Below are 7,768 nucleotides of genomic sequence, written 5' to 3' on the forward strand. Positions count from 1 at the left end.
CCGACCCGACATCCCGACCTGACCGATTGAGGACGCCCATGTTCAGAACGCTTTGCCTGACCACCGCGCTTGGCCTCATGGCCCTGCCGGCCCTGTCGACCGTCGCCGCCGCGCGCGACAATTACGCCCTGCTGATCGGGGCCTCGGAATATCAGAACCTGGCCGAGAAATGGTGGCTGCGCGGGCCGAAGAACGATGTCGCGCTGGCCTATACCTATCTGACCACCGAAGCGCCGGTGCCCTTCACCGAGGAAAACGTCATCGTGCTGGCCGACGGGCTTGAGGGGGTCAAGACCGACGGCCATGCGACCCTGGGCGAAATCCGCGCGGCCTTTGCCAAGCTGGAAGCCGAATTGCAGCCGGGCGATTTCGTCTATCTGCATTTCTCGGGCCATGGCACGCAGCAGCCCGCCTCGGATCCCGACAGCGAACTTGACGGGCTGGACGAGATGTTCCTGCCGATCGATATCGGCAACTGGTCCGACAAGGTGGGCTCGGTCGAGAATGCGCTGGTCGATGACGAGATCGGGGTGCTGATCGACAGTCTGCGCGCCAAGGGCGCCGATGTCTGGGTGGTGTTCGACAGCTGCCATTCCGGCACTGCGACCCGCGCGGTTGAAGATGACGGCGAGGAAGTGGCGGTGCGCCAGCTGGATCCCTCGGTCCTGGGCATCACCGAAGCGGCGATGGATGCGGCCGAGGCGGGGGCGGAAAAGTCGCGCGGCGTGGGCGGCGACGATCCGCGCGCCGCGCCCGAGGCGCCGATGGATGCGGCAAAGGTCGCCGCGGCGCCGGCCGAAGGGGTGGAAATGGGCGCGCTGGTCGCCTTCTATGCCGCCCAGACCAATGAGGTGACGCCCGAGAAGCGCCTGCCCAAGGGCAAGCCCGACCGCAAGCCGCAGGGCGTCTTCACCTATACGCTGTTCGAGACCCTGGCCGAATATCCGGCCGCGACCTATGGCCAGATCGCCCAGGAAGTGCTGCGCAAATATGCCGTGGGCAATCTGGCGAAATCGACGCCCCTGTTCGAGGGCGATCTGGACCTTGTGGTCTTCGATGCCGAACCGGGCGGGCGGGTGGCGCAATGGCCGGCCGAGGCCACCGAGGCCGGGCTGACCATTCCCGCCGGCGAATTGCACGGCCTGTCGGAAGGCGCCGTCCTGGCGGTGATGGAGTCGGCCGCCGCTGCCAGCGACAGCGCGCTGGGCTATGTGCAGATCACCGCGCTGGACACGTTCACCGCCACCGCCGTTCCGGTCGAGAAGGACGGCAAGGTGCTGCCGGCCGAATTGCCCAAGGGCCTTTACCTGCGCAAGCTGGATGCGGCGCTGGATTTCTCGCTGACGGTGGCGCTGCCGCCCGAAGGTTCGGCCCCGGCCGATGCGCTTCTGGCGGTGCTGGAGACGCTGAAGGAAGAATCCGGCCCGCGGCTGAACTTTGTGGCCTCAGGCGCCGAGGCCGATCTGCGCCTGGCCGTGCTGCCCGACAGCCCGCGCCCCGATGCGATCTGGGTCCTGCCCGCAACCGGCCTGGCCGAGAACCTGTCCGAGACGCCCTCGGTCGGCACGGCGGACAAGACCGGCGACGCGCTGGCGCTGGCGCTGGCCGATACGCTGACCCATATGGCCAAGGCGCTGAACCTGATGAAGCTGGGCGCGGCGCTGGGATCGGGCGACATGCAGGTCGATGTGGAACTGCTGACTCGCACGCCCGAGGACAAGACGCTGCGCCAACTGCCGCTGGCCTCGGTTCCGACGCTGGTGACCGACGATCAGGTCCATGTGCTGGCCAAGAACAACATGGATATCCCGGTCGATGTGAACGTGCTGTATATCGGCGCCGACAATTCGATCTCGCACTGGTTCTCGGGCCGGTTGCAGCCGGGCGATGAATTGAAGAAGGGCCTGTTCGCCATCGGCGACCAAAGTTTCGGGCAGGAACGGCTGATCGTGGTTGTCACCCCCGCCAAGGCGCATGCCCCGGTCGAGGACCTGTCCTATCTGGCGCAGGATGCGCTGGAAATGTCGCGCGGGCTGGAAAAAGACACGACGGATCGCGGCATTGGCGCCTCGCTTTCGGCGGCCTTCGCCGAGGCGGGCTTTGGCGAGACGACCCGGGGCGCCGTGGCCCTGTCGGATGACAGTGCCGAGGCAGGCCCCGCGCCGATGATCCTGCAGATGGAATTGCGCACCAAATCGGCCAATTAGCGCGCGGGCCCGGCCTCCGGCGGGATCAGCCCCGCCGGCGGTCGACCAGGATCAGCGCCAGCCCGCCCGCGACGGAAACCGCAACCCCCAGCCCTGCCGCCAGCGCATAGCCCGACAGCAGCGTGCCGGCGGCGAAACAGCAGGCGGCGATCACGTCTCCGGTCAGGCGCTGCAGGGCCATCAGGCTGGCCCCGGCGCCGGGCCGGTCGGCCAGCAGATCCTGCAGATAGGCGATCGGCACGGTCAGGACCAGCGCCCCGCCCACCGCAGCCGGCACGACCAGCGGCCAAAGCCAGCCCCCCGCCGGCGCGGCCCAGGGCATCAGCCCCAGATGCAGCCCGTACAGCGCCGCCCCCGCCAGGATCTGCCTTGTGCGCGGCACGCCCGCCAGAAGCCGCGGCGCCAGCACCATGACCGGCACTTCCAGCCCGGCGATCAGCCCGACATACAGCGCCACATCCGCCGCCGCCCGCCCCGGCGCCGCGCCGACCGTCAGCGCCACCAGCGCCATGTACAGCGTCGGCCCGGCATTCACCGCGCCCAGCGCCACCACCCGGCCCAGCGTGCGGCCGCGTCCGATCTCGGCCAGTGCGCCGCGCAGGCTGAGGCCCGAGGGCCGCTCGACCCAGGGCGTCGCGCCATCCTGCGGCCAAAGCCGCAGCAGCACGGCCAGCAGGATCAGCCCCAAGACCAGCGCGACCGGAAACACCGCCATCACATCGACCCCGGCCGCGAAGGCCAGCGCCCAAAGCGGCAGCACGATGATGAAGGGCAGCGCCAAGAGCGCGCGGATGACCGACATCACCCCGTCGCGCAGCGGCCCCGGATGCCCGGACGAGGCCAGCCGCGCCATGGCGAAGACCTGGCCGAAAATCGTGCCGGCAAAGGGCAGCAGCACGACCAGCGTCACCGCGAAGGCCAGCTTGCCCGGCGCCAGCACCATCAGCCCCGCCCCCGCCACCAGCGCCAGCGCCGCCGCCAGCGCCATGCCGCGCCGCCGCGCCGTCTGGTCGGTGCGGATCCCCACCGCCACGGCCGAGCCGACCGAGATCAGCGAGGCCAGCGCCATCAGCACCGCATAGCCGCGATCGCCAAAGCCGAAGCGGTTCACCGCCAGATCCGAGACATAGGGCATGTAGGAACAGATCACCGCGCCCTGCAGCGCCAGCACCAGCGCCGCCAGCCGCAGCGGCGGCGTGGTCCAGACGATCCGCGCCGGCGAGGCGCCAGCCCCCACAGGAAGATCGGTCACTCGGCGCGCTCCGCCGGCAGAACCTTGCCCGGGTTCATCAGCCCCGCCGGGTCCAGCGCCGCCTTGATCCGCCGCATCACATCCAGCGCCACCGGATCCTTGCGCCGCCGCATCGAGGGCAGTTTCGACAGCCCGATCCCATGTTCGGCGCTGAACGAGCCGCCCAGAACCCGCACCACCTCTTCGATACAATCCATCACCGCATCGGCCAGGGCGGGATCGTCGCGGGTTGGATAGGCCGAGTAATGCAGGTTGCCATCGCCCAGATGCGCCACGCAGCTGGTGCCGATCCCCGGATCCAGCGCGACAAGCCGCGCCTCGGCGTCGCGCAGGAAGGCATCGACCTTGTCGACCGGCAGGCAGACATCGGTATCGACCACCGGCTCCAGTCCGATGCCGATCTCGGCCGCGGCCTCGCGCCGGGCCCACATCTGCAGCCGCTGCGCCTCGGACCGCGCCACGACCGCATCGGCGATCAGCCCTTCTTCCAGCATGCCGGCCAGCACGCCTTCCAGCCGGTCGACCAGCGGCACCGCGCCATCGGGGCCGGGGGCGGCCTCGTCGGGCACGGTGGTGCCGGCTTCGATCAGCAGCGTCACTTCGGGGATTTCGGCGAAGGGCAGGCCCAGATCGGGCCGCACCTCGGCCAGTCTTTCGCAATAGCGGCGCGGCATGAATTCGAAGGCCTCGACCCGGCCGCCGGTTGCCGCCTGCATCCGGTTCAGCAGGCCCAAGGCCTTGGGCAGGCTTTCGGCCGACACGCAGGCCGTCGCATAGGCCAGGGGCCTGGGCACCAGCTTCATCACCGCCGCCGTCACGATGCCCAGGGTGCCCTCGGCGCCGATGAACAGGTCTTTCAGGTCGTAACCGGAATTGTCCTTGTGCAGCTCGCTCATCAGGTTCAGCACCCGGCCATCGGCCAGCACCACCTCGATCCCCAGGCACAGCCCCCGGGTCGAGCCATAGCGCAAGACGTTCGACCCGCCGGCATTGGTCGACAGCGCGCCCCCCAGCATGGCCGAGCCGCGGGCGCCGAACCACAGCGGGAAATACAGGCCCTGCGCCTCGGCCGCTTCATGGATGCGCTGCAGCACGACGCCCGCCTCGGCGATCACCAGCCGCGCCTCGGGGCGGATCTCGCGGATGCGGTTCAGCCGCTCCAGACTGATCATCAGGCCACCCCGGGTCATCGTGCCGCCCACAAGCCCGGTATTGCCAGAAATCGCCACCACCGGAACGCCCGCGGCAGCGGCAAGCCGCACGCAGGCTGCGACTTCGGCGGTGTTCGCGGGCCGCGCCACGGCCAGGGGCGCGCCATGGTAATGGCCCATCCAGTCGCGCGCATAGCCGTCGCAATCCGCCCCGGTCAGCACCTGCGCCGGGCCAAGCACCGCCGCCAGATCCTTGATCAATCCCATTCTCTGCCCCGGCTGCCCGGCGGCAGCCTTCCTTTTCGTCCAGATCTAAAGCGGGGATCCCGGGGCGAAACGCCCCTGGTCGGCGGCAAGCTACGGCGGCTTTGCCGCGCCGTCCATCCGCATTATCGCCCGGGTGGACCCGCGCGGGGCAAGGCTGCGCAACAGTGCCCGCCAGAGGACGGCTAGGGTTTCACCCGGGCCAGCAGCTCTTGCACCCGGGGGCCGAGCTGCGCCACGATCAGCTTCACCCCTTCGGGGTTCGGGTGAATGCCATCGGCCTGCATCCAGGCGGCATAGCTGGCAGGATCGGCGGTATCGGCCCCGGCCGCCACGAAGCCCGCAAAGAAATCGTCAACCAAAAGCGCCTGATGCGCGGCCGCAAGCTCGGGATAGATCGCGTCGAACTCGGCCTTGTAATCCGGCCCGTAATTGGTGGGCGCCTTCATCCCCACCAGCAGCACCGGCAGGCCACGCGCATCGGCCCCGGTCAGGATCGCCTCCAGATTGGCGCGCACCTCGTCGGGCGACAGGCCGCGCAGCATGTCATTGCCGCCCAGCGTCACGATCAGCGCCTGAGTCTCGGGACCCAGGGCCCAGTCCAGCCGGGCAAGCCCGCCGGCGGTCGTGTCGCCCGACACACCGGCATTCTCGATCACCACATCGTTGCCATGCGCGACCAGCCAGGCCTGCAATTGCGGCACCAGCCCCTGTTCGGGGGCCAGCCCGTAGCCCGCCGTCAGGCTGTCGCCCAGCGCCACCACCGTCACCGGCTGGGCCCGGGCCGCGCCCGCAACCAGCACCAGCGCCGCCGCAATGCAGAAAACCCACGCGAACGTGAGGTTGCATGCGCGGCCAAGAAGGCCATATCCCTGAGGGACCCTATCCAGGACCTGCCGCATGACCCAACCCGTTCCCGCCCCCAAGGCCGCATCTGACGCGGCCGTGCTTGACCTTGTCGATGTCCGCCTGACCCTGCCCGGCAATGCCGGCCCGGTCGAGATCCTGCGCGGCATCACCCTGTCGGTCAACCGGGGCGAGACGGTGGGGCTGGTCGGTCCTTCCGGGTCGGGCAAGTCGTCGCTCCTCATGCTTCTGGGCGGGCTTGAACGCGCCACGGCCGGGCAGGTCAAGGCGCTGGGCCAGGATCTGACGGCGCTGGGCGAAGACGCGCTGGCCCGGTTCCGTCGCGACAATATGGGGGTCGTCTTCCAGTCCTTCCACCTGATCCCGACGATGACGGCGCTGGAAAACGTCGCCGTGCCGCTGGAACTGGCGGGCAAGCCCGATGCCTTCGACCGCGCGGCGGCGGAATTGCAGGCGATGGGGCTGGGCCACCGGCTGGACCATTACCCAAGCCAATTGTCGGGGGGCGAGCAGCAGCGCGTGGCGCTGGCCCGCGCCGCGGTGCCGCGGCCGGCGCTGTTTCTGGCCGATGAACCGACGGGCAATCTCGATGCCTCGAACGGCGCCGCGATCATGGACCTGCTGTTCGGCCTGCGCGACCGGCACGGCGCCACGCTGGTTCTGGTGACCCATGCGCCGGACCTGGCCGCGCGCTGCGACCGCGTGATCCGCCTTGCCGATGGCCGGCTGGCCGAGACCGGCGCCGCCGCCGCGCGGGCCGCGGAATGAGCCTGTCCTTGCGCCTTGCGCTGCGCGAATTGCGCGGCGGGATCCGGGGCTTGCGGGTGTTCCTGGCCTGTCTGGCGCTGGGCGTCGCGGCGATTGCCGCCGTGGGCACGCTGCGCACGGCCATTCAGACCGGGCTTTCCGATCAGGGCAGCGTGATCCTGGGCGGCGATGCCGAGATCCGCTTCACCTATCGCGCCGCCAGTGCCGCGGAACGCGCCTGGATCGAGGCGACGGGCGACAAGGTCTCGGAAGTCTATGATTTCCGGTCGATGGCGGTGACGGGCGACGATTCCGCGCTGACCCAGATCAAGGCCGTCGATGCCGCCTGGCCGCTTTATGGCACGGCGCCGCTGGACCCGCCCCTGCCGCTGGCGCAGGCCCTGGCCACCGAAAACGGCCTGCCCGGGGCAGTGATGGACCCGCTGCTGATCGAAAGGCTGGGGCTGAAGATCGGCGACACGTTCCGTCTGGGCACGCAGGAATTCCGCCTGTCGGCCGCGCTGCTGCGCGAACCCGACAGTGCCAGCGCCGGCTTCGCCCTGGGCCCGCGCACGGTGGTGCTGGCCTCGGCCCTGCAACAATCAGGCCTGCTGACGCCCGGATCGCTGTATGAGACCCGCTATCGCATGACCCTGCCCGCAGGCCGCGACCTGCCCGCGCTGGAACGCGCGGCCAAAGCCGCCATGCCCGACAGCGGCCTGCGCTGGAGCGACAGCCGCAATGCCGCGCCGGGGGTGGAAAGCTTTGTCGACCGGATGGCCAGCTTTCTGGTGCTGGTCGGCCTGGCGGGTCTGGCGACCGGCGGCGTCGGCATCTCGGCCGCGATCCGCGCCTGGCTGGAGCGCAAGACCCCGACCATCGCCACGCTGAAGACGCTGGGCGCCGGCGGCGGGCTGATCTTCCGCATCTACCTGTGGCAGGTGGCGGTGCTGGCGGGGCTGGGCATCGTGATCGGTCTGGCTTTGGGCGGGTTGGCGCCCTTGCTGGCTGGCCCGCTGATCGAAGCCGCCCTGCCCTTCCCGGCCCAGATCAGCCTATCGCCGCGGGCCCTGGCCGAAGCGGCGCTGTATGGCGCGCTGGCGGCGCTGCTGTTCACGCTGCTGCCCCTGGCGCGGACCGAGCAGGTGCGGCCGGCGGCGCTGTATCGCGGCGGCGAGGGCACGCTTGGCTGGCCGCGCAGGCGCTGGCTGGCGGTGCTGCTGGGGTTGGCCCTGGCGCTGATCGGCACCGCGGCGGCGCTGTCGGGCATGTGGACGCTG

General features: G+C 70.0%; 6 protein-coding genes. 3 read left to right on the forward strand and 3 right to left on the reverse strand.

What is annotated here, in order from left to right:
* Positions 1-38: 38 nt before the first annotated feature.
* On the forward strand, positions 39-2,207 hold the full coding sequence (locus tag K1Y73_RS14825; protein WP_225029086.1) for a caspase family protein: 2,169 nt from the start codon (positions 39-41) through the stop codon (positions 2,205-2,207).
* A gap of 25 nt (positions 2,208-2,232) precedes the next feature.
* Here K1Y73_RS14825 and K1Y73_RS14830 read toward each other — a convergent pair whose 3' ends face one another.
* The 3 genes from K1Y73_RS14830 to K1Y73_RS14840 all read right to left on the reverse strand — a co-directional run bounded on the left by K1Y73_RS14830 (position 2,233) and on the right by K1Y73_RS14840 (position 5,776).
* A complete protein-coding gene (locus tag K1Y73_RS14830) occupies positions 2,233-3,459 on the reverse strand; it encodes an MFS transporter (RefSeq protein WP_225029087.1) in 1,227 nt (408 codons plus the stop codon).
* Positions 3,456-4,877: an FAD-binding oxidoreductase gene (locus K1Y73_RS14835; protein ID WP_225029088.1), complete on the reverse strand. Its 1,422-nt coding sequence runs from the start codon at positions 4,875-4,877 to the stop codon at positions 3,456-3,458. Before K1Y73_RS14835 ends, K1Y73_RS14830 begins: the two co-directional genes overlap by 4 nt.
* Before the next feature lie 182 nt (positions 4,878-5,059).
* Positions 5,060-5,776, reverse strand: coding sequence for an arylesterase (locus tag K1Y73_RS14840; RefSeq protein ID WP_263626649.1), 717 nt, complete (start codon positions 5,774-5,776; stop codon positions 5,060-5,062).
* Between K1Y73_RS14840 and K1Y73_RS14845 the strand changes: the two genes are divergently transcribed.
* Both K1Y73_RS14845 and K1Y73_RS14850 read left to right on the forward strand, forming a co-directional pair.
* On the forward strand, positions 5,775-6,509 hold the full coding sequence (locus tag K1Y73_RS14845) for an ABC transporter ATP-binding protein (protein ID WP_225029089.1): 735 nt from the start codon (positions 5,775-5,777) through the stop codon (positions 6,507-6,509). The genes K1Y73_RS14840 and K1Y73_RS14845 overlap by 2 nt on opposite strands.
* The coding region (locus K1Y73_RS14850) for an ABC transporter permease (RefSeq protein ID WP_318248247.1) at positions 6,506-7,768 on the forward strand (1,263 nt) is incomplete at its 3' end. The genes K1Y73_RS14845 and K1Y73_RS14850, both read left to right, overlap by 4 nt.

It is taken from the genome of Xinfangfangia pollutisoli (genome assembly GCF_020179405.1).
Lineage (GTDB): Bacteria > Pseudomonadota > Alphaproteobacteria > Rhodobacterales > Rhodobacteraceae > Pseudogemmobacter > Pseudogemmobacter pollutisoli.